Genomic DNA, 21,218 nt, shown 5'->3' with positions numbered 1-21,218 from the left:
GGACAACGGAACGGCGACGCGGGGGGTGGCCGTTCTGTAATGTCGGTCACATTCCGGGTCGGGGCCGGGACGTGAACGACGAGGGGGGCGTGCATGCGACTGCGGGGGTTGGCGGGAATCGCCACGGCCGCGCTCGTCGGCGGCGTGACGGTCGGGATGTCGATCGGGGGCCCGTCCACGGCCCCGGGCGCCCTCGCCGAACCCGTCGCGGTCACGACGGACCTGCCGACCGGCACGGTCGGGGTGCTCGCGCCCGCACCGCAGCTCTCCCGCCCGCCACGGGCGTACACGCCACCCCCGCCGGTCGCCTTCGAGCTGCCGCCCGCCGTCGCCGAACGGCTGTCGTCGCCGTTCACCGAGTCGCTGACACCGATCCCGGTGTCGATCGGCGCGCTCGGCATCCCGGAGCTGGTCCTCGGCGCCTACCGCTCGGCCGAGGCGACCCTGGCCGCCGAGCAGCCGGGATGCGGGGTGTCCTGGCACCTGCTGGCCGGGATCGGCCGCATCGAGTCCGGGCACGCCGGAGGCGGCCGCACCGACGCCGCCGGGACGACGGTCGCCCCGATCCTCGGCCCGCGGCTGGACGGCTCGCTCGCGGGCAACAACGTCATCCTCGACACCGACCGCGGCACCGTCGACGGCGACCCGGCCCACGATCGGGCGGTCGGGCCGATGCAGTTCATTCCCGGCACCTGGGCGAAGTACGCCGCGGACGGCAACGACGACGGCCGCGCCGACCCGAACAACGTCTTCGACGCCGCCCTCGCCGCGGCCCGGTACCTGTGCTCGGGCGGCCTGAACCTGCGCAACCACGACCAGGAGCTGCGCGCGGTGCTGCGCTACAACAACTCGATGGCGTACGCGTCGAACGTGTTGGCCTGGTCCGCCGCCTACGCCGCCGGCGGCACGCCAACACCGGGGTCGATCCCGGAGGTTCCCGCCGCACCGGGCCGTCCCGCCGAACCGACCCCCACCCCGGCGCCGGCCCCGTCTCCCACCCCGGATCACGACACCCTGCGCGACGCCGCCGCCCGGAGTCCGGGCGCGCCGGCCCCGGCGATTCCGGGCCTGCCCGCGCTGCCGACGCTCCCAGCGCTGCCGCCGCTGCCGTGCCTGGCGTTCTGCCCGCCGGCGCCGGCCCCCGCGCAGTAACCCTTTCGACACCCGAAACACCGATTTCGAGACCTTTCCGATACTTTCCGGAAAGGGCCTTTCACCTGCCTTTTTCATTCCGATCCGCGGCCGCATTCATCACGGTCAGGTAACGGAAATATCTCGAATCGGGTAGCCTCGTCTGCGGTTCACGGCACTACACGCCCCGCCCTGGGGCCGCAGGAGGTACCAGGTGGGTCGTCACAGCAAGAAGTCGGACTCGAAGATCCGGCGCAATTCCGTCATCGCGCTGACCGGTCTCGTCCCGGCCGGACTCGTCACCGTGACGGCCACCGGCGCCCCGGCCTCGATCCCGCTCCTGGCGACGGCCGGGTCCGCCCCGATCACCGAGCCGCCTGCCGAACCGGCGGCCGCACCCACCGTCGCCCCCGCGGCCGACATCACCCCGGCACCGGCCGCCGCGGCGCCGGCCATCGGCACCCCGGCTCCCGCCCCCGCACCCGCGCCGGCCCCCGCGCCGCTGCCCGACGGCCCGCTCGGCATCCCCGGCATCAACTTCGCCGCGTACCAGTCCGCGGAGAAGATCATGGCCGAGCGCAACCCGGCCTGCGGCATCACCTGGCAGCAGGTCGCCGGCGTCGGCCGGGTCGAGTCCAGCCACGCGAACGGCGGCAAGGCCGACGACAAGGGCAACCTCCTCGAGCCGATCATCGGTCTGCCCCTCAACGGCAGCCTGCCCGGCCAGGCCACGATCATGGACACCGACGGCGGGAGGCTCGACGGCGACACCGTCTACGACCGCGCGGTCGGCCCGACCCAGTTCATCCCGACCACCTGGGCCCGGTACGGCATCGACGGCAACGGTGACGGCGTCGCCGACCCGCAGAACCTCTACGACGCCGCCGCGTCGACCGCGAACTACCTGTGTGACGGCGGCACCAACATGCGCGACATCGTCTCGGCCACGAAGGCGATCCTGCGTTACAACAACTCGATGGCGTACGTCGCGAACGTGACCGCGTGGTCACTCGCGTACTCGACCGGCGTCAACCCGAGCGCCGCGGACCTGCCGCGCATCCACTGAGTCGTCCCTGCCGCGAATCCACCGATCCGGCGCCCCTACCATGGGGGTATGTCAGCAGTGACCGAGTCCGACGTTCGCAGCGCCCTGTCGAAGGTGATCGACCCGGAGATCCGCAAGCCCATCACCGAACTGGGCATGGTCAAGAGCGTCACGCTCGCCGACGACTCCGGGGTCGACATCGTCGTCTACCTGACGACGGCGGCGTGCCCGATGCGCACCGAGATCACCGAACGGGTCACCAGGGCGGTCGCCGACGTTCCCGGCATCGGCCCGATCCGTGTCGAGCTCGACGTGATGAACGACGAGCAGCGCACCGAGCTGCGCAAGTCGCTGCGCGGTGACTCCCCCGAACCGGTCATCCCGTTCGCCCAGCCGGGGTCGCTGACGCGGGTGTACGCGGTCGCGTCCGGCAAGGGCGGTGTCGGCAAGTCCTCGGTCACGGTCAACCTGGCGGCCGCGATGGCCGCGCGCGGCCTGTCCGTCGGCGTGCTCGACGCCGACATCTACGGTCACTCGATCCCCCGCATGCTCGGCACCGACGCGAAGCCGACGCAGGTCGAGCGGATGATCATGCCGCCGCAGGCGCACAACGTGAAGATGATCTCGATCGCCCAGTTCACCCAGGGCAACACGCCCGTCGTGTGGCGCGGGCCGATGCTGCACCGCGCGCTGCAGCAGTTCCTCGCCGACGTGTTCTGGGGCGACCTCGACGTGCTGCTGCTCGACCTGCCGCCCGGCACCGGCGACGTCGCGATCTCCGTCGCGCAGCTGATCCCGAACGCCGAGATCCTGGTCGTGACGACCCCGCAGCAGGCCGCCGCGGAGGTCGCCGAGCGCGCCGGATCGATCGCGCTGCAGACCCGCCAGCGGATCGTCGGCGTGGTCGAGAACATGTCGTGGATGGAGCTGCCCGACGGCACCCGCATGGACGTCTTCGGCTCCGGCGGCGGCCAGGTGGTCGCCGACCGCCTCAGCCGCGCCGTGGGTGCGCCGGTCCCGCTGCTCGGCCAGATTCCGCTCGAACAGTCCGTCCGCGAGGGCGGCGACGATGGCGTCCCGATCGTGCTCGGTGCCCCCGACTCTCCCGCGGGCACCGCGCTGCGCGAGATCGCCGAGAAGCTGACGGTCCGGGCGCGCGGGCTGGCCGGTATGTCCCTCGGCATCGACACCACCCGGCACCTCTGAGATCCCCGTGGGCCCGACCGACGTCGGGTCAGTGCGCCGTGGCGGTGCGGGGCCGCGCCGCCACGGCGCCGATCACCGCCAGCGCCTCGCACACCGCGGTCAGCGTGTCCGCGGGAAGCAGCCGGTCGCAGTAGGGCAGCGCGGCGGCCATCGCGCCCGCGAGCGGCTCGAAGTGCGCCGCCCCCGCCCGTGGGTTGAGCCAGATCACCCGGTGGGCCCGGCGCTGCAGGCGGGCCATCGCGGCTCGCAACTCGTCGGGGCGGTCGCTGTCCCACCCGTCCGAGGCGATCAGCACCACCGCGCCGCGCAGCGCGTTGCCGTGATGCGACGCCAGCAGCGCGCGCACGCTGCCTGCGATGTGGGTGCCACCGAACCGGTCGACCACCCGGTCGTTGGCATGGGCGATCGCGGCCTCGGCGGATCGGTGCGCCAGCACCGCGGTCAGCCGCGTCAGGCGGGTCGAGAAGGCGAACACCTCCGCGTCGCGGCGGGTCACGGCGGCCCGCATCAGGTGCAGGTAGACACCGGCGTAGGGCTGCATGGACTGGCTCACGTCACAGAGCAACACCAAGCGCCGAGGCCTGGTCACCGGCCTGGTGCGCACGATCTCCACCGTCTCCCACCCGGTGCGCCGGGAGCGGGCGATGGTGTCGCGCAACGCGATCCGGCGACCACTCGGGTGCCGGCGCCGACGCCGGGTGCGCCGGCGCGGCCAGCCGGCCGAGGCCAGGTCCAGCCAACTGCGCAGCGCCCGCAGCTCGTCCTCCTGCAACTGCCCGAACGGACTGCCCGCCAGCGTCTCGATCCGGCCGGGCAGCCGCAGGCGCAGCGCCCGGGCGTCCGCGGCCCGCTCGTGCCCGGCCGGGATCGAGGACGTCGGCAACCCCCCGCCCCGGTGCTCCGCGGAGCCGGCCCCCGACGGCGGTACCAGGACCCGCCCCTGCGGCTCGGGCGGCGCGACCGGGCCGGGGCGTCGCGCGTCGCGCGGGATCAGCGGAGCCGCACCGGCGAAGACCGCCGAGAACACCCGGTCGAAGACGGCGAGATCGGCCTGCCTGCGCACGAGTGTCAGGCGCGCGGCCCAGTACAACCGGGACGTCGAGGTCGGCGGCAACACCACGAGCGCGCGGGCGAACTCGGCGGCGCCGCCCTCGGTCACCGCGATGCCCGCCGCACGCAGGCGCGCGTTCATCGCGGTGGCGAACGCGGCCAGGTCGATCGCCCGGGCGAGTGGGGGGTCACTCATCGACGCCGGACCGGCGCCGCAGTCGCCGGACCAGCAGGCAGGCGAGCACGCCGGCGGCCACGCCGGCCAGGACCGGGAGCAGGCGCCTGGCGAGGGCGGGGCCGGCGAGCCCGACCAGGTCGATCGCCTCCGGCTCCGGGGCCGAGGCCCGCTCGGACTCGGCGCCTGCCGCGGCGCCGGACCCGGCTCCGCCCGCTGCGGCGGCGCCGCCCGCGGCGAGCTTCGCCTCGAGCGCGTCCGCGAACTGGTTCATCAGCTTCTCCGACACCTGGGCCAGGACACCGCTGCCGAACTGTGCCAGCTTGCCGATGATCTTCATGTCCGTGTCGACCGTCACGGTGGTCCGGCCACCCTCCTCGACCAGCCGGGCGGTGATCGTCGCGGCGGCGTTCCCCGCGCCCCGCGAGTCCTTGCCCTTGGCCTCGATGACGGCGCGGTGGTCCGCGTGGTCGCTCTCCGCGAACGCCGCCCGGCCGGCGAACTCGCTCGTGACCGGCCCGACCTTGACCGTCATCGTGCCCAGATAGGCGTCGCCGTCCCGACCGGTCAGCCGGGCGCCGGGCAGCAGGGGCGCGACGGCCTCGAGGTCGGTGAGGGTGGCCCACGCCGTCTCGATCGGCGCGTCGACCGTGAAGTGGTGTGCCAGTTTCATGTCTGCGACCTCTCATCCTCCCGGTGTCAGGGCACCGGCCCGACCCGATTGCCGTCGTCGAGCAGCGCGAGGACCGCGTCGCGGTCGTCCGGGGTCTTGGCGATCGCGCCGAGGCTCGCGACCGCGTCGGCACGCCCGAGTTCGGTCGCGCCGAGAGCCGCCAGCGCCGCCACCCAGTCGATGGACTCGGCCAGGCCCGGCGGCTTGTCGAGGTCGAGTTCGCGGGCGGCACCGACGAACTCGGTGACCTGATCGATCAGGGCGGCGTTCGCCTCGGGGACGATCCGCCGCAGGATCGCCACCGCCCGTTCGGGTTTCGGGTAGTCGATCCAGTGGTAGAGGCAGCGGCGGCGCAGCGCGTCGTGCAGGTCCCGGCTGCGGTTCGAGGTGAGAACGACGACCGGCGGGGTCTCGGCGGTGAAGGTCCCCAGTTCCGGCACCGTCACCGACGACTCGCCCAGGAACTCGAGCAGCAGTGCCTCGAATTCGTCGTCGGCGCGGTCGATCTCGTCGACCAGCAGCACCGGGGCCGCCGGGCCGCGGTGCCGCACGCACCGCAGGATCGGGCGGGGCAGCAGGAACTCCTCGGTGAACAGATCCGACTCGTCGAGCCGGTCCGCCCGCGATTCGGCCATCCGGACCGCCAACAGCTGGCGCTGGTAGTTCCAGTCGTACAGCGCCTCGGCGGCGCCGAGGCCCTCGTAGCACTGGAGCCGGATCAGCGTGGTGCCGAGAGCGGCCGCCAGCGCCTTCGCGGCGGTCGTCTTGCCCACCCCGGGTTCGCCCTCGAGCAGTAGTGGCCGGCCGAGCGCTACGGCCAGGTGGACGGCCGACGCCGTGCCCTCGTCGAGCAGGTAGTCCTGCGCGTCGAAGCGCCGGACGACGTCGGCGAGATCGACGAACCCGTGCCGGACCATGGCTCACCCGGGGTCCCGCGCCCGCAGCGCCCGATAGTCCTCCCAGGTGTCCACGTCCAGTGGCACCTCGGCCTCGATCGGGACCTCCACGACCGGAATCCGGCCCGATTCGAGCAACCGCCACACCCCCTTGTCGCCGTGCAGCGTCCGCAGGTCGGCGAAGATCTCCCGGCCGAACCAGAGCGGGTGTCCACGGCCGTCCCGATAGCGGCACACCGCACCGACGTCCGGCCGCGCCGCACGCACCAGCGCCGCGACGGTCGCCGGCTCGACCCCGGGCTGGTCACCGAGCATCAGCACGACGCCCTCCGCACGCGGGTCGGCCGCGTCCAACGCGCGCGCGATCGTCGACGCGCATCCGGAACCGAAGTCCGGGTTGTGCACGACCCGGACCCCGGTCAGGTCGACGGCGGCCTCGACCTCGGCGGCCGCGCCGCCGAGCGCGACCACGACCCGGTCGAAGTCGCACCCGCGCGCGACCCGCAGCACGGCGTCGAGCATCGGGGAGCCGCGGTACTCCAGCAGCTGCTTGGGTCGTCCGAGGCGCGTCGAGCCCCCGGCCGCGAGGACGATGCCGGTCACGGTCACGGGGACCACTCGCTCTCGAACCGGTCACGGCACCCGGCGCTGCAGAACCAGTGCGTCGCGCCGTCGCGGTCGACCCGCGGAGTGTCCGGACCGACCGTCACCGACATGCCGCACACCGGATCGGTCGCCGTGTCCGCGAGCACGTCGCCCGCCGCCGGATCCCACCGGCCGAGGCGGTCGATCCGGATGGCCCGCACCAGCTCCGCGAGGATCGCGACCGCGATCTCGGCCGCGGTGCGCGCGCCGATGGGCAGCCCGGCCGGGGTGTGCACCCGGGCCAGCTCCGCGTCGTCGAGCCCGAGCTGCTCGAGCACCCCCGCCCCGCGCACCCGGCTGGCCACCAGTCCGACGTAGCCGACCCCCGCGTCGAGCGCGGCCCGGACGCCCTCGGCCTCGCCACTGCCGAGACCGGCGACGACGGCCGCGACCGCGCCCTCGACCCGGCCGCCCTCCTCGACCCGCTCGACCGCGAACCCCAGCATCCGCGCCAGGTCGGCGACCGCGTCGGCGGTCGGATTGGCGCCGACCAGGTACAACCGCGGGGCGGGCAGCCGCGGTTCCAGGAAGATCTCCAGCGCGCCGCCCGACAGGCACGGGTTGACCACCACCCGCGCGCCGGGGGCGTCGGGGAACCGCGGGGCGTCCGGGGGCAGCACCCGCAGCAACACGCCCTCCTCGGCGCGCAGCACGTCCAGGGCGGCGGTGCGCACCGAACTCTCCGCGCACTGTCCCCCGACGAAGCCCTCGATCGTGCCGTCGGGCAGCACGATCGCCTCGTCGCCCGGGTGCGCGGACGTCGGCGGCTGGGCCCGGACCACGGTCGCGTGCACGAACGGCTGCCGGTGGTCGATCAGCTCGGCGATCCGTGCGCTCGTCTGCATGCCGCGTCCTTCTGCCCCGCGCCGTGGCCTAGATCGGCGGTCGTGCCCTGCCCTGCATCGCCTCCCACACCCGGGACGGCGTCAGCGGCATGTCGGCGTGCCGGACGCCGAACGGCTTCAACGCGTCGACGACGGCGTTGACGACGGCGGGCGGGGACCCCACGGTCGCCGACTCGCCGACGCCCTTCGCGCCGATCGGGTGGTGCGGCGACGGCGTCACCGTGTGTCCGGTCTCGAAGTGCGGCACCTCGACCGCGGTCGGGATCAGGTAGTCCATGAACGAGCTGCCGAGGCAGTTCCCGTCCTCGTCGAACGCCATGATCTCCATCAGCGCCATGCCGATCCCGTCCGTGAGCCCGCCGTGCACCTGCCCCTCGATGATCATCGGGTTGATCCGGGTGCCGCAGTCGTCGACCGCGAGGAACCTGCGGACCTTCACCACACCGGTGCCCGGGTCGACGTCGACGACGCAGAAGTACGACCCGTACGGATACGTGAGATTGTCGGGGTTGTAACAGATCTGCGCCTCGAGCCCGCCCTCGACGCCCTCCGGCAGGTCGCCCGCGCCGTACGACCGCATCGCGATGTCCTGGATCGTCACCGCCGCCGCCGGATCGCCCTTGACGTGGAACGACCCCTTCTCCCATTCGAGGTCCGCCACCGAGACCTCGAGCATCCCGGAGGCGATGATCTTCGCCTTGTCGCGCACCTTCCGCGCGACCAGCGCGGCGGCGGCACCGGACACCGGTGTCGACCGGCTGCCGTAGGTGCCGAGCCCGAACGGGGTGTTGTCGGTGTCGCCGTGCAGCACCTCGATGTCGTCGGGCGGGATGCCGAGTTCCTCGGCGACGATCTGCGCGAACGTCGTCTCGTGCCCCTGCCCCTGGGTCTGCACCGACAACCGGACCACGGCCTTGCCGGTCGGGTGCACGCGCAGCTCGCAGCCGTCGGCCATGCCCAGCCCGAGGATGTCCATGTTCTTGCGCGGGCCGGCGCCGACCGCTTCGGTGAAGAAGGACATCCCGATGCCCATCAGCTCACCGCGCTCGCGCCGCTCGGCCTGCTCGCGGCGCAGGTCCGCGTACCCGATCATGTCCATCGCCTTGCGCATGGTGGTCTCGTAGTCGCCGGAGTCGTACACCCAGCCGGTCTTCGACGTGTACGGGAACTGGTCGGGCCGCAGCAGGTTCTTCAGCCGCAACTCGGCGGGATCCACCCCGAGGTCGTAGGCGAGGCAGTCGACCAGTCGCTCGACGAGGTACACGGCCTCGGTGATCCGGAACGAGCACGCGTACGCGACCCCGCCCGGCGCCTTGTTCGTGTAGACGGCGGTCATCTTGCAGTAGGCGGCGTCGAGGTCGTAGCTCCCGGTGAACACACCGAAGAAGCCGGCCGGGTACTTCACCGGCGCCGCGGTGCCGTTGAACGCGCCGTGGTCGGCGAGCACGTTGGTCCGGATCGCGAGGATCTTGCCCTCCCGGGTGGCGGCGATCTCGCCCTGCATGATGTAGTCCCGCGCGAACCCGGTGCTCATCAGGTTCTCGCTGCGGTCCTCCATCCACTTGACCGGCTTGCCGGTCACCAGCGAGCCGACGATCGCGCACACGTACCCGGGGTAGATCGGCACCTTGTTGCCGAATCCGCCGCCGATGTCCGGGGACACGACCCGGATCTTGTGTTCGGGCAGCCCCGCCACCAGTGCGTAGAGGGTGCGGTGCGCGTGCGGCGCCTGCGAGGTCGACCAGAGCGTCAGCTTGCCCTCGACCGGGTCGTAGTCCGCCACCGCGCCGCAGGTCTCCATCGGCGCGGGGTGCACCCGCGGGTAGACGATCTCCTGGGTGGCGACGACGTCCGCCCGCGCGAACGCCTCCTCGGTCGCCCGCGGATCGCCCGCCTCCCAGTCGAACACGTGGTTGTCGGCCTTTCCCTCGAGGTCGGTCCGGATCACCGGTGCGCCCTCGGCGAGCGCGGTCCGGGCGTCGATCACCGGGTCGAGGAGGTCGTACTCGACGTCGATCAACTCGAGCGCGTCGCGCGCGGAGTACCGGTCCTCGGCGATGACACAGGCCACCTCCTGACCCTGGAAGCGCACCTTGTCGGTCGCCAGCACCGCCTGCACGTCGTTGGACAGGGTCGGCATCCAGGCCAGCCCCTTCTCGGCCAGGTCGGCTCCGGTGACGACCGCCTTCACCCGCGGATGCTCTTGTGCCGCGGCGGTGTCCACGCGCACGATGCGCGCGTGCGCGACCGGCGATCGCAGGATCGCCAGGTGCAGCATGCCCGGCAGCCGAATGTCGTCGACGTAGTGTCCACGGCCCCGGATGAAGCGGGGATCCTCCTTGCGGAGCATCCGCCCGTACCCGATCGGCTTCTGGTTGTTGTCGACGTGTTCGTTGTCCTCGCCGGCGGCGGGTCCGGTCGGCGGGCGTTCGACGGTGGTCATGTCGTCCCTCCCACGGGTTCGGTGACCCGCGGTTGCGTGGTCGATGTTTCGGCCGCGGTCGGGCCGGTCCGGCTCCGCGGCTCGGGTTCGCGCTCGGCACCCTCCTCGTGGGCCGCGGCCCACTGCACCGCGCGGACGATCGTGGTGTACCCGGTGCAGCGGCAGATCTGCCCGGAGATCGCCTCACGGATCGTCTGCTCGTCCGGATCCGGATCGCGGTCGAGCAGGGCGCGAGCGGTCATCATCATGCCGGGGGTGCAGAACCCGCACTGCAGGCCGTGGCACTCCATGAAGCCCTGCTGGACCGGGTCGAGCGTGCCGTCCCGCTCGAGGCCCTCGACCGTGCGCACCTCGTGGCCGGCGGCCATCGCCGCCAGCATCGTGCACGACTTGACCGGCTCGCCGTCGACCAGCACCGCGCAGGTGCCACAGTTGCTGGTGTCGCAGCCCCAGTGGGTTCCGGTCAGCCCCAACTGGTCTCGCAGGAAGTGCACCAGCAGCAGTCGCGGTTCGATCTCCGCCGTCACGCGCTCGCCGTTGATGGTCATCGTCACCTGCATGTCGTCGTCCTTCCCTGCCCGGCGCCGCCCGAGGGCACGCCTCGCTAGTGCACCCGTGCCGCCGCCGTCAGCAGTGTGCGACGAGTGAGTTCCGCGGCCAGGTGCCGCTTGTACTCCGCGCTCCCGCGCATGTCGGAGACCGGGTCACAGTGACCGGCGACCAGCTCGCCCGTCTGCCGGGCGACGTCCTCGGTGCACGTGCGGCCGACCAGGAACTCGCGCGCCTGCCCGAGTCCCGCCGGATCCGCGTTCACCGCGGTGAGCCCGATCCGGGCCTCGGCGACGACCGCACCGTCCAGCCACAGCGCGCACCCCGCCGCCACGATCGCCCAATCCCCCACGCGCCGCTCCACTTTCGCGTAGGCGTTGGATCCGTGGTCGCGGAACGGGATCCGGATCTCGGTGAGGATCTCGTTGTCCGCGGCGGCGGTCTCGTAGGGCCCGACGTGGAACTCGTCGATGCCGACCGTGCGCACGCCGCCGGGTCCCCGCAGCACGCAGGTCGCGTCGAGCACCCGGCACACCGTCGTCAGGTCCTCGGCGGGATCCGCCTGACACAGCGATCCGCCGATCGTGCCGCGGTTGCGCACGAGCGGGTCGGCGATCACCCGCTCGGCGTCGCGGAAGATCGGCCACAGCGCGGCCAGCTCCGCGGACTCGAGCAGCTCCCGGTGCCGCACCATCGCACCGATCCGCACCCCGGCGGGCTCCACCGCGATGTGGCCCAGCTCGTCGTGCAGCGGATTGATGTCGATGAGGCACCCCGGGTTCGCCAGCCGAAGCTTCATCATCGGGATCAGGCTGTGGCCGCCGGCCAGCAACGTGGCCTGGCTCCCCAACCGGTCGAGCAGTTCGACGGCGTGCTCGACGCTCGTCGCCCGTTCGTATTCACAGGGGGCAGGGACCTGCATGGGATCCACCTCGCATCGCATGGGGACAGGTCCAGACTCGACCGGTCCACCAGGCGTGTCAACACCCCCGCGACGGGCGCGAACGGGCGCCGGTACCTGCGCGAACGCGCCGCCGATCAGGCGTTCGGATCGTGGTGGATTCGGCCCCGGGTCGCGGACAGCCGTTCGCCGCCGCCACCCCAGCGCAGCTCGATGATCTCGGCGGCGATCGACACCGCGGTCTCCTCGGGGGTGCGGGCACCGATGTCGAGTCCGGTCGGGCTGGACAACCGCGCCAGCTCGGCCTCGGTGACCCCGGCCTCCCGCAGTCGCCGCAGCCGGTCGAGGTGGGTGCGGCGCGAGCCCATCGCCCCGATGTAGGCGACGTCCGGCAGTCGCAGCGCCAGCGCGAGCAGCGGGACGTCGAACTTGGGGTCGTGGGTGAGCACACAGATCACCGTGCGCGGGTCGATCGCCCCCGCGTCGATCTGCGCCTGCAGGTAGCGGTGCGGCCAGTCCACGACCACCTCGTGCGCGGTCGGGAAGCGGGTGTGGGTGGCGAACACCGGTCGGGCGTCGCACACGGTGACGCGGTAGCCGAGGAAGGCACCCACGTGCGCCACGGCGGCCGCGAAGTCGATCGCGCCGAACACCAGCATGCGGGGGCTCGGCGCGTGGCTGCCGACGAACACCCGCATCCCCTCACCGCGCCGCTGCCCGTCGGGGCCGTAGGTGAGCACCCCGGTCCGGCCCGCGGCGAGCAGGCCGCGGGCGTCGTCGACGACGGCGGCGTCGGCGCGCGCCGACCCGACCGATCCGCTGACCGCGTCCGGTCGCACGATGACGCGGCGGCCGACCACCGCCGGCTCGGGGTGGTCGATCACCGTCGCCACCGCGACCGGGCGCTCGCCCTCGATGTCCGCGGCCACGTCGGCGAGTTCGGGAAAGCTGCGGCGCGAGATCGCCTCGACCCAGACGTCGAGGATGCCCCCGCAGGTCAGCCCGACCGCGAAGGCGTCGTCGTCGCTCACCCCGTACCGCTCGAGCGCCGGCCGGCCCGACTCGACGACCTCCCGGGCGAGCTCGTACACCGCCCCCTCCACGCAGCCACCCGAGACCGATCCGGCCACCGTCCCGTCGGGCGCGACCACCATCGACGCGCCGGGTGGGCGGGGGGCCGATCGGAAGGTCTGCACCACCGTGCCGACGCCCGCGGTGCCGCCGGCACGCCAGACCGCCATCAGCTCGCCGAGGACGTCACGCACGGGACATCACGCTCCGCCGCCGGCGGGCCGGTGCCTCATCGCACCGGCCCCGGCAGGTCGACGACCCGACCGCGGTCGACGCTCACCCAGTCCCGCGCGTCCAGATACGGCCGCAGGGTCTCGAGGATCAGCTGTGAGTCCTCGGCACCCTTCGGTCGCTGGATCTCGTACACGTTCGGGAACTCGAGCATGCCGGTGACGACCTCCCACAGCCGCACCGCGGCCACTCCGGTCGGCGGTCGCACCAGGACCGGCCCGAACAGGGCCTGGCCGTCGGGGAAGAACAGTGTCGGCACGCCGAAGCCCCCGGCCTCGACGACCCGCAGGTGGTCGGCCCGCACGTCGTCGTGGGTGGTCCCGTCCGCCAGCGACTCGTCGAGCACTCCCGGGTCGACGCCGATCTCGGCGAGCATCCGGCGGGCGGTGTCCGGCTCGTGCGGCTTCTCCGCCGCCACGTGCAGGCCACGGCCGATGCGCTCGTACCAGGTGTCGAGCAGGGCCATGTCGATGCGGCGCAGCGTCGCCCCGATCCGCATCAGCGACCAGCCGTAGGACCACTCCCGATCCCACGGATGCTTGCCGCCCTCGGCGCGGTTGATCTCCTCGAGGCTGAAGAACCGCCAGTTCACGGTCAGCCCGGTGAGATCGCGCACCTCACGAATCCACCGGGAGGTCTGGTAGGCGAACGGGCACATCGGATCGAAGTGGAAGTCGACGGAGTCGAACCCCGCCTCGTCGCGGGTGGTCACACCTCGGACGGTACGCCCCCGCGCCCTATGTCGCGTCGAAGTCGATCGGGGGCTTCTCGCCGTCGGCGAGCGGCGAGGACGCCGGCCGCCCCGCGGCACCGCCGGACGCGGGCCCCGAGGACGGCTTCCGGTCGTCGAAGTTCCCGGTGAAGATCGAGTCGTCGCCGTCGAGGAGGTGCTTGGTGATCGCCGCGCGCGGCGTCATGCCCCGGAGCTCGTTCAGGTCGGACAGCGGCTTGCGCAGATCCTCGAACTCGGGACCGAGCTCGTCCTTGAGCTGCTGGGTCGCTCCCCCGGCGTATTCGCGCACCTGACGCAGGGCCTTCGTCACCCAGGTGACGGCACCGGGCAGACGCTCCGGCCCCAGGATCACGAGCGCAGCGACGAGCAGAATCATGAACTCGCCCCAGCCGATGTTGCCAAACACGCGACCAGCCTACGTGCCGGGACGCGACCGCGCCGCCACCAGGGCGAAATTGGGTCGATCCGACAGCAGATTCGCAGGTTCGCCGACGCTCCACCCGGATACTCGCTCTCGCGGTGCCGGCCACGCGGCGCCCCCGGTCGTCAGTCCGAGACCGGGGTGACCTGCACCTCGACCTGGCGGCCCGACCGGATCAGCGCGACCGGGACCGGCTGCCCCACCTCGGTGCCGTGCACCGCGACGACGAGTTCGTCGGCGCTGCCGACCTCGCGATCGGCGACCTTGACGATGACGTCGCCCTCGACGATCCCGGCCTGCTGCGCGGGACTGCCCGACTTCACGTTCGCGACCTGGGCGCCGGTGGTCTGCTCGTTCGTGACGGTGCGGGCGTTGACGCCGATCTCGGAATGGTGCATCGACCCGGTCCGGATCAGTTCCTGCGCGACCCGCGTCACGTCGTCGACACCGATCGCGAACCCGAGACCGACCGAGCCGCCGCTCTCGCTGCGGATCGCCGAGTTGATCCCGATGACGCGGCCCTCGTCGTCGACGAGGGGGCCGCCGGAGTTGCCGGGGTTGATCGCGGCGTCCGTCTGCACGGCGTCGATCACCGCGTCGGTGTCGGTGCCCTCGCCGCCGAGCCGCACCGGACGGTGCAGCGCGCTGACGATACCGCTGGTGACGGTCTTGCTCAGGCCGAGCGGGGAGCCGACCGCGACGACGTCGTCCCCGACCTGCACGTCGGCGGACTCGCCGAGTTGCGCGACGGTGAGGTTGCCGACGTCGACCTTGAGCACGGCCAGGTCGGTCTTGGTGTCGCGCCCGACGATCCGGGCGGGCACCCGGGTGCCGTCCGAGAACACGACCCGCAGGGTCGCGTTGTCGGGGTCCACCGCGGCCATCGAGATCACGTGATTGTTGGTCACGATGTAGCCGGAGCCGTCGATCACGACCCCGGACCCGGTGCCGGACTGCTCCCCGAGGGCGACCTGGATCGACACGACGGACGGGAGCACCGCCTCGGCCACCTTCGCGACCTGCCCGGCCTCGCGGTCGCCGCGACCGGACTGGGTCAGCTCGACCTTCTGACTGGTCAACGCGCTCACGCTCTCGGCCGTCAACCGGCCGACGGCACCTCCGAGGAGCCCGATCACCAGGGCGATCGCGGCGAGGGTCGCGAGGGCCCGGGGTGCGACCCGGTCCCCGAACAGCACCTCGCGCACGCCGAGCTTGCGGCCCGGCGGCAGGGGTGCCGGGGCCGGAGTCGGGGTGGCCGGGTCACCGAGGTGCGCGGGGGCGTCGGGGTCGCGCCACGGGTCGGCCGGGGCGGCCGCGCCGGTGTCGCCGGCGGCGGTGCCCGCGGGCCCGCGCTGCAGGGGGTCCGACTCCCCGTCGGGGCGACCGAACGCCTCGGCCAACACCGGATCCGGTGGCCGCACGGTGAGTTCGGGTTCGACTGCGGTGCCGGTGGGTGCGGACGAGCCGGTGACACCGTCGGGGCGCGAGAACGCGGCAGCGTCGGCCGCGGCGACGGCAGGCCGGTACAGCGGACGCGGCGTCAGGCGCGGTGGGGACGCGTCCCCCTCGTTGGCGTCAGTCACGGATCCCAGTATCACCGACGACGCGTGGCGGGTGTGTCACCGGCGGCGGCGCCAGCTCGTCAGCGAATACCCGGCGGCCCGGGACCCGAGCCGGGAGCGACGCCAGCCCGCATCGAGGTCCGCGGACGCCGCGGTGTCGTCGCCGTCGGGTGTGCAGGTGGGGATGCGGCTGAGGACGCCGAACAGGGAGCTCGGCATGCTGATCTCGCCGGACTGCCGCAACGCGCCGCGGGCGTGCTGCTGGGCGTCGACGGCGGCCGCGCACTCCGGGCACAGCGACAGGTGCTGCGCGGCCCGCAGGTAGGCGTTCATCTGCAGTTCGCCGTCGACGTACGCGGCCACCGCCTCACTGGCCAGATGCTCGGTCGAACCGAACCGGCGCGGCTTGGGGGCCTGCGTCATCCGCTCCTCCTGCACACTCATGCGACCGTCGACTTCCCTGCGGCGAACTCCCTGGCTGCCTGCGTGGCGGCCAGGTGATCCCGCAGCGCCTGGCGACCGCGGTGGATGCGGCTGCGCACGGTCCCGAGCTTGACGCCCAGTGTGGCACCGATCTCCTCGTACGACAGACCTTCGACGTCACACAGTACGACCGCGGCGCGGAACTCCGGCGCGAGGGCGTCCAGCGCCGCCTGCAGATCGGGGTCGAGGCGGGCGTCGTGGTACGCCTGCTCCGGGCTGGGTCCCTGCGCGGGGACCCGCTCGTAGTCCTCGGGCAGTGCCTCCATCTTGATCCGGTTGCGGCGCCGGACCATGTCCAGGAACAGGTTGGTCGTGATGCGGTGCAGCCAGCCCTCGAAGGTGCCGGCCTGGTAGTTCGACAGGGAGCGGAACACCCGGATGAAGGTGTCCTGGGTGAGGTCCTCGGCATCCTGCGCGTTGCCCGACAGGCGGTAGGCCAGCCGGTAGACACGGTCGCCGTGCTCGCGGACGAGCTCGTCCCACGACGGCATGGTGGACTGGTCTCCGCTGGCGTCGAACGCGGCGGTGCCGCTCGGGGCCGACTCGGCGACCGCGGTGTCGGTATCGGACGGGGCGTTGACCATCGAGATGGGGGAACCTCCTGCTCGGGACAGCTGGAAGCGGGTGCGCGGGCGTCGCGCTGCGTACTGGAAGAACTCCCGGGTTGTCCGGATTGTTCCCGACGCGGTCGCTTCCGATGCGGTCTGCTGATCTCGTGGCAATCACCCTCACCGACGCGCGTGTGTGCGACGTGTGAGCAACCTGAGTGACACCTGAGAATGTCGGCATTGCGATCGAGCCCACGCAGGACGAGCGTGCGCGCCTGGACACGCCCGGGTCGCGACGGCGATAACCTCGTTGTCGTGCACACGAACGGTGACCAGATGCTGGCCCACACCGAGGAGTCCGTCCTGGAGGACGACATCCTCGTTTCCGCACGTGAGCGGGCCGAAGACCTCGGTGCCGACCCGGTGCCGCCGTCGGTCGGAGCGCTGCTCAGCCTGTTCGCGCAGATGCTGGGGGCCCGGACGGTCGTCGAGATCGGCACCGGCGCCGGTGTGAGCGGCCTGTGGCTGCTCGACGGCATGCGCCCCGACGGCGTGCTCACCACGATCGACCCGGAGCCCGAGCACCAGCGGGCCGCGAAGGACGCGTTCCGGTCCGCGGCGATCGCACCCGGCCGCACCCGGCTGATCAACGGGTGGGGCCTCGACGTGCTGCCGCGGCTCGCGGACAGCGCCTACGACCTGGTGTTCGTCGACACCACACCGGCCGACCACCCGCACTACGTCGAGCAGGGTGTGCGCCTGCTGCGGCAGGGCGGTGTGATCGTGTTCCACAACGCCCTGCTCGGCGGCCGCGTCGCCGACCCCGCCTCCCGGGACGCGACGACCCTCGCGGTGCGTGCCGCCGCGAGGGCCATCGCCGAGGACGACCGGCTGACGAAGGTGCTGTTGCCGGTCGGCGACGGACTGCTCTGCGCGTCCCGGACCTGACGGCCGCGGTCAGAGCTCGAGGATCTGCGCCGGCGCGGACAGCGCGTCCGCCCGGGAGGTGTCCTTGAGGTCGACGCCCGACCGGCCGAGCTGCCGGGCCCCGGTGACCAGGCCCGACACCACCCGCGCGGCGTGCCGGTAGCCCAGCCCCTCCGGCGGGTGGATGTTCGACACGCAGTTCCGGTCGGCGTCCGTGCGCCCGGGTCGCGGCCGGTGGGTGAGGTAGATCCCGACGCTGTCCGCGACGGACAGCCCGGGCCGCTCGCCGATCAGCAGGACCAGGGTTCCGATCCCCATCGCCTCGCCGATGTGGTCGCCGAGCGCGACCCGCGCCTGGGTCGCGATCACCGGCGGCGCGAGGGTGTACCGCCCGTCGAACTCGGCGACCAGCGCCGCGAGGAGCGCGCCGCCGTGGTCGGCGACCGCCCGCGGCGACAGTCCGTCGGCGAGCACGAACCCGATGTCGGCCCCCGACGGCACGACCTCGGACAGGTCCCGCGGCAGCCTGCCGAGATCCGGCCTGCGCAGGTACTCGCCGCGGTCGGAGACCCGGCTGGTGACGACGACGGGCCGGCCGAGCCCGACCGCCTCGACGCGGCCGACCAGGGTGTCCGTGTCCAGCGGCTGGTGGACCGCGTCCCGGGCGGCGGCGTGCGCGGATCGGAACTCGAGCACCCGATCGGTCGGCAGGGCGTCCCCGGCCCGGCCGAGACCGATGCGGGCCTGGGTGGTGGCGCGCAGTTCGTCCCAGAATCCCCGCGGCGCGGGCTCGTGCGCGGTCATGTCGCGGCCGCCAGCGCACGCAGCGGCGAGGTGGCCGCATCGACCGGGAGCACCCGACCCGCGTCGTCGAGCAGGCCGAGCCGGCGCAGCCACTCCTCGAACTCGGGCGCGGGCCGCAGCCCCAGCACCTGCCGGGCGTAGAGCGCGTCGTGGAACGACAGGCTCTGGTAGCCCAGCATCACGTCGTCGGCGCCCGGGACGGCGATGACGAACGCCGTCCCGGCGACGCCGAGCAGCGTCAGGAGGGTGTCCATGTCGTCCTGGTCGGCCTCGGCGTGGTTGGTGTAGCAGACGTCGACGCCCATCGGCAGTCCCAACAGCTTCCCGCAGAAGTGATCCTCGAGCCCGGCCCGGATGATCTGTTTGCCGTCGTAGAGGTATTCGGGCCCGATGAACCCGACGACGGTGTTGACCAGCAGCGGCTCGAGGTCGCGGGCGACGGCGTAGGCCCTCGTCTCGAGGGTCTGCTGGTCGACGGGTCGCCCACCGGTGCCGAGGTGCGCGCCCGCGCTGAGCGCCGACCCCTGCCCGGTCTCGAGGTACATGACGTTGTCGCCGACGGTGCCGCGGCGCAGCGACCGTCCGGCCGCGTTGGCCTCCCGCAGCAGCGGGACGGTGACACCGAAGCTCGCGTTCGCGCCCTCCGTCCCGGCGATCGACTGGAAGACCAGGTCGACGGGCACACCCTCCTCGATCAGCCCCATCGTCGTGGTCACGTGCGAGAGCACGCACGACTGGGCCGGGATCTCGTACCGCTGCCGGATCTCGTCGAGCAGGTGCAGCAGGTCCGCGGTGGCGTGCGGCGAGTCGGTCGCCGGATTGATGCCGATGACGGCGTCTCCGCAGCCGAGCAGGAGCCCGTCGAGGGTCGCCGCCGCGATACCGCGGGGGTCGTCGGTGGGGTGGTTGGGTTGCAGTCGGGTGCCGAGGCGGCCCGGCACCCCGAGGGTGGTCCGGAACGCCGAGGTGACGACCGTGGCGCGGGCGACCGCGATGAGGTCCTGGTTGCGCATGATCTTGCTGACCGCCGCGACCATTTCGGGCGTCAGGCCGGGCGCGACCCGCCTGAACGTCTCGGCCGCCCGGTCGCCCGCGGCCACCTCGAGCAGCCAGTCCCGGAAGCCGCCGACCGTCAGGTGCGAGATCTCCTGGAACGCGACGCGGTCGTGTGTGTCGATGATCAGCCGGGTCACCTCGTCGTCCTCGTACGGGACGACCAGCTCGTTCAGGAAGGTGGTGAGCGGGACCTCGGCGAGCGCCCACTGTGCGGCGGCACGTTCGGCGTCGGAGGCGGCCGCGCACCCGGCCAGTTCGTCGCCGCTGCGGAGCGGGGTGGCCTTCGCCAGGAGGTCGACGAGTCCGTCGAACGTGTAGCCGACGCCCGCCACGTGATGCGTGTAGGTGGTCATTCCAGCTCTTCCTCCGCTCGAGCGAGCGCGGCGAACTCTTCGTCCGGCGAATTCGCGACCAGATGGTGTCGACTGTAGACGCCGAAGTAGGCCAGGAACCCGGCGAAGGCGAGCAGGGTCCACAGTGCGGCGACGGGATCGACGAGGAAGGTCGCGACGACCGCGGCGGCCGCGATCACGAGCGCGAACGAGGTGGTCACGATCCCGCCGGGCGTCCGGTAGGGCCGGCGCATGCCGGGTTCGCGGCGACGCAGGACGATGTGGCTGACCATCATCAGCACGTAGCTGACCGCCGCCCCGAACACCGCCATGTTCAGCAGCATCGCGCCCTCGCCGGTGAGCGAGAGGACGAAGCCGATCACGCCGGGCACGATCAGCGCGAGGGTGGGCGCCTTTCGCGAGTTGGTGACGGACAGGTTCTTCGGCAGGTAGCCGGCCCGGGACAGCGCGAACGTCTGACGGGAGTAGGCGTACATGATCGAGAAGAAGCTCGCGACCAGCCCGGCGAGGCCGATGTAGTTGACGACCTTCGCGGCCGTGCCGTCGCCGAGTGCCTCGACCAGCGGATTGCCGGAGGTCGACAGCGCGTCGGCGCCGAGTGCACCGGTGGCCAGGAACAGCACGGTCGCGCCGGTGACCAGCAGCACCAGCATGCTGGTGATGATGCCGCGGGGAACGTTCTTCTCCGGTTCGCGGGCCTCCTCGGCGGCCAGCGGGACACCCTCGACGGCGAGGAAGAACCAGATCGCGAACGGAACCGCGGCCCAGATGCCGAACAGCCCGAACGGCAGGAAGCCCGACGCGCCGACCGCGTCGGTCGGCGCGATGTCGGTGAGGTGCGCGGTGTCGAAGAGTCCGACCGCGGACACCGCGAAGACGACGAGTCCGACCAGCGCGATGCCGGTGATCACGAGCATCGCCTTCAGGGCCTCACCGGCCCCGGTCAGGTGGATGCCGATGAACAGCGCGTAGACCGCGAGGTACACCCACCATCCGTCGGTGATCCCGAACAGGTTCAGCGACTCGACGTAGCCGCCGATGAACGTCGCGATGGCCGCGGGAGCGATCGAGTACTCGATGAGAATGGCTGTGCCGGTGGCGAATCCACCCCACGGACCGAGCGCGCGCCGCGCGAACGTGTAGCCGCCGCCCGCCGCGGGGAGCGCGGACGACAGCTCGGCCATGCCGAGGACCATGGCCAGATACATCCCTGCGATGACGATCGCCGCGATCAGCAGGCCACCGAAACCACCCTCGGCCAGGCCGTTGTTCCACCCGGCGTAGTCGCCGGAGATGACGTAGCTGACGCCGAGTCCGGCGAGCAGCACCCAGCCCGCGGACCCCTTCCGCAGCGTTCGTTTCTCGAGGTACGCCTTGTCCTCGTCATGGAAGTCGGCCCCGTCGTGGTGTTCGGCGGTTCCGGGGTTCTGCGATGGTTCTACGAGCGACATGGTGTCCCCTACGTCGATC

General features: G+C 72.4%; 21 protein-coding genes. 4 read left to right on the top strand and 17 right to left on the bottom strand.

Translation table 11 applies throughout. The features are described 5' to 3' along the window. The first annotated feature begins 93 nt into the window (after positions 1 to 93). The 3 genes from ABD951_RS09920 to ABD951_RS09910 all read left to right on the top strand — a co-directional run bounded on the left by ABD951_RS09920 (position 94) and on the right by ABD951_RS09910 (position 3,382). The gene (locus ABD951_RS09920) at positions 94 to 1,152 is read left to right on the top strand and encodes a lytic transglycosylase domain-containing protein (protein WP_345344184.1); all 1,059 of its coding nucleotides are present in this window, start codon (positions 94 to 96) and stop codon (positions 1,150 to 1,152) included. A gap of 193 nt (positions 1,153 to 1,345) precedes the next feature. Then, positions 1,346 to 2,197 carry a lytic transglycosylase domain-containing protein gene (locus tag ABD951_RS09915; RefSeq protein ID WP_345344182.1) on the top strand — a complete coding sequence of 284 codons (852 nt, stop codon included), beginning with the start codon at positions 1,346 to 1,348 and terminating at the stop codon, positions 2,195 to 2,197. Between the two features lie 48 nt (positions 2,198 to 2,245). Next, positions 2,246 to 3,382 carry an Mrp/NBP35 family ATP-binding protein gene (locus ABD951_RS09910; protein WP_345344180.1) on the top strand — a complete coding sequence of 379 codons (1,137 nt, stop codon included), beginning with the start codon at positions 2,246 to 2,248 and terminating at the stop codon, positions 3,380 to 3,382. Between the two features lie 28 nt (positions 3,383 to 3,410). On the opposite strand, the gene ABD951_RS09905 is transcribed toward ABD951_RS09910, so the two are convergent. From ABD951_RS09905 to sigE, 14 genes are all read right to left on the bottom strand, one after another. Then, the gene (locus tag ABD951_RS09905) at positions 3,411 to 4,628 is read right to left on the bottom strand and encodes a vWA domain-containing protein (protein WP_345344178.1); all 1,218 of its coding nucleotides are present in this window, start codon (positions 4,626 to 4,628) and stop codon (positions 3,411 to 3,413) included. Continuing rightward, positions 4,621 to 5,280 (bottom strand): SRPBCC family protein, encoded by a 660-nt coding sequence (locus tag ABD951_RS09900; RefSeq protein ID WP_345344176.1) that lies wholly within the window; start codon positions 5,278 to 5,280, stop codon positions 4,621 to 4,623. Before ABD951_RS09900 ends, ABD951_RS09905 begins: the two co-directional genes overlap by 8 nt. Before the next feature lie 26 nt (positions 5,281 to 5,306). After that, complete coding sequence (locus ABD951_RS09895) at positions 5,307 to 6,197, bottom strand: AAA family ATPase (RefSeq protein WP_345344174.1); 891 nt, start codon at positions 6,195 to 6,197, stop codon at positions 5,307 to 5,309. Between the two features lie 3 nt (positions 6,198 to 6,200). Continuing rightward, positions 6,201 to 6,785 carry a nucleotidyltransferase family protein gene (locus tag ABD951_RS09890; RefSeq protein ID WP_425569814.1) on the bottom strand — a complete coding sequence of 195 codons (585 nt, stop codon included), beginning with the start codon at positions 6,783 to 6,785 and terminating at the stop codon, positions 6,201 to 6,203. Next, positions 6,782 to 7,666 (bottom strand): XdhC family protein, encoded by an 885-nt coding sequence (locus tag ABD951_RS09885; RefSeq protein ID WP_345344171.1) that lies wholly within the window; start codon positions 7,664 to 7,666, stop codon positions 6,782 to 6,784. Before ABD951_RS09885 ends, ABD951_RS09890 begins: the two co-directional genes overlap by 4 nt. Positions 7,667 to 7,694: 28 nt before the next feature. Next, positions 7,695 to 10,109 (bottom strand): aerobic carbon-monoxide dehydrogenase large subunit, encoded by a 2,415-nt coding sequence (locus tag ABD951_RS09880; RefSeq protein ID WP_345344169.1) that lies wholly within the window; start codon positions 10,107 to 10,109, stop codon positions 7,695 to 7,697. Next, positions 10,106 to 10,669: a (2Fe-2S)-binding protein gene (locus tag ABD951_RS09875; protein ID WP_345344167.1), complete on the bottom strand. Its 564-nt coding sequence runs from the start codon at positions 10,667 to 10,669 to the stop codon at positions 10,106 to 10,108. Before ABD951_RS09875 ends, ABD951_RS09880 begins: the two co-directional genes overlap by 4 nt. A 44-nt stretch (positions 10,670 to 10,713) precedes the next feature. Beyond that, a complete protein-coding gene (locus ABD951_RS09870; RefSeq protein ID WP_345344165.1) occupies positions 10,714 to 11,580 on the bottom strand; it encodes an FAD binding domain-containing protein in 867 nt (288 codons plus the stop codon). 116 nt (positions 11,581 to 11,696) lie between these two features. After that, a complete protein-coding gene (locus ABD951_RS09865) occupies positions 11,697 to 12,824 on the bottom strand; it encodes an XdhC family protein (protein WP_345344163.1) in 1,128 nt (375 codons plus the stop codon). Positions 12,825 to 12,859: 35 nt separating this feature from the next. Continuing rightward, the gene (locus ABD951_RS09860; RefSeq protein ID WP_345344161.1) at positions 12,860 to 13,573 is read right to left on the bottom strand and encodes a DsbA family oxidoreductase; all 714 of its coding nucleotides are present in this window, start codon (positions 13,571 to 13,573) and stop codon (positions 12,860 to 12,862) included. Positions 13,574 to 13,598: 25 nt separating this feature from the next. Next, positions 13,599 to 14,000 carry a Sec-independent protein translocase protein TatB gene (gene tatB, locus ABD951_RS09855; protein ID WP_345344159.1) on the bottom strand — a complete coding sequence of 134 codons (402 nt, stop codon included), beginning with the start codon at positions 13,998 to 14,000 and terminating at the stop codon, positions 13,599 to 13,601. Between the two features lie 140 nt (positions 14,001 to 14,140). After that, positions 14,141 to 15,607, bottom strand: a complete 1,467-nt coding sequence (locus tag ABD951_RS09850; protein ID WP_425569820.1) for a S1C family serine protease — start codon at positions 15,605 to 15,607, stop codon at positions 14,141 to 14,143. Between the two features lie 27 nt (positions 15,608 to 15,634). Further along, the gene (locus ABD951_RS09845; protein WP_345344557.1) at positions 15,635 to 16,000 is read right to left on the bottom strand and encodes an RNA polymerase subunit sigma-70; all 366 of its coding nucleotides are present in this window, start codon (positions 15,998 to 16,000) and stop codon (positions 15,635 to 15,637) included. 17 nt (positions 16,001 to 16,017) lie between these two features. Next, complete coding sequence (sigE, locus tag ABD951_RS09840; RefSeq protein WP_345344155.1) at positions 16,018 to 16,644, bottom strand: RNA polymerase sigma factor SigE; 627 nt, start codon at positions 16,642 to 16,644, stop codon at positions 16,018 to 16,020. Positions 16,645 to 16,944: 300 nt separating this feature from the next. Here sigE and ABD951_RS09835 point away from each other — a divergent pair, with 300 nt between their 5' ends. Beyond that, positions 16,945 to 17,556 carry an O-methyltransferase gene (locus ABD951_RS09835; RefSeq protein ID WP_345344555.1) on the top strand — a complete coding sequence of 204 codons (612 nt, stop codon included), beginning with the start codon at positions 16,945 to 16,947 and terminating at the stop codon, positions 17,554 to 17,556. Positions 17,557 to 17,565: 9 nt separating this feature from the next. Here ABD951_RS09835 and eutC read toward each other — a convergent pair whose 3' ends face one another. The 3 genes from eutC to eat are packed head-to-tail and all read right to left on the bottom strand — an operon-like array spanning position 17,566 to position 21,199. After that, positions 17,566 to 18,339, bottom strand: a complete 774-nt coding sequence (gene eutC / locus ABD951_RS09830; protein WP_345344153.1) for an ethanolamine ammonia-lyase subunit EutC — start codon at positions 18,337 to 18,339, stop codon at positions 17,566 to 17,568. Continuing rightward, complete coding sequence (locus ABD951_RS09825) at positions 18,336 to 19,748, bottom strand: ethanolamine ammonia-lyase subunit EutB (RefSeq protein WP_345344151.1); 1,413 nt, start codon at positions 19,746 to 19,748, stop codon at positions 18,336 to 18,338. Before ABD951_RS09825 ends, eutC begins: the two co-directional genes overlap by 4 nt. After that, positions 19,745 to 21,199, bottom strand: coding sequence for an ethanolamine permease (eat, locus tag ABD951_RS09820; protein ID WP_345344149.1), 1,455 nt, complete (start codon positions 21,197 to 21,199; stop codon positions 19,745 to 19,747). Before eat ends, ABD951_RS09825 begins: the two co-directional genes overlap by 4 nt. Positions 21,200 to 21,218: the final 19 nt, after the last annotated feature.

The sequence above is a fragment of the Rhodococcus olei genome (assembly GCF_039540555.1).
In the GTDB taxonomy this organism is placed as follows: domain Bacteria; phylum Actinomycetota; class Actinomycetes; order Mycobacteriales; family Mycobacteriaceae; genus Rhodococcus_G; species Rhodococcus_G olei.
This window is presented reverse-complemented; position numbering and strand designations above follow the sequence as displayed.